The following is a 624-nucleotide window of genomic DNA, read 5'->3' as shown; positions in this document are numbered from 1 at the left end:
GTAATGTTGCTTTTTCACCTAAACGAATCATCGCAACTGCCACAATGGCATATGGCAATGTAACAAGTCCAGATTGCGCAGCTGATAAACCAAGGTGTGTTTGAGCATATATGAAAAAGACCACTGTTACGCCTAGGCCACTATTTAAAACAAAGTTATTTAAAAATGCACCAATGAACGGACGGTTGCGTAATACTGAGAAATCAATAAAAGGTACTTCATGTCGACGTTCGATGATGATGAATATCAACGTAGTGATGATAAAAATGCTCAGACAAATGAATGAAAATGTACTAAACCAACCTTGTTCGAATCCTTGTGTTAACAATAATGTAAAGCTACCAATCATAACAGCGAAAATCGACATACCTTTGTAATCGAATGGATGACGATGGCTATGTTGACTTACTTTTTCAGGTGTGCCTTTTAGAAGTAATATGGCAATGAAAGCAATGACTATACTAATGATGAAATTCGTTTGCCATCCGAAATTTGTGGCAATTAAACCGCCGATAACACCAGCTAGGCCGATGCCCCCAACAGTACTAATCATTAGATAACTAATCGCTCGTCTTAAATGTTCTCCTTTAAATTGATTATTTAAAACGCCAACTGTTGAAGGTA

1 protein-coding gene is annotated in these 624 nt (G+C 37.2%); it reads right to left on the bottom strand.

Features of this window, described 5'->3' with window-relative positions; translation table 11 throughout:
* Nucleotides 1–624 (bottom strand): MFS transporter (locus tag IDG60_RS20320; RefSeq protein ID WP_206161117.1); only part of this gene is annotated, 624 nt, incomplete at both ends.

The organism is Staphylococcus sp. EG-SA-2 (assembly GCF_017152085.1).
Note: the sequence above shows the minus strand (reverse complement) of the source record. Positions and strands in the feature narration are given on the sequence as shown.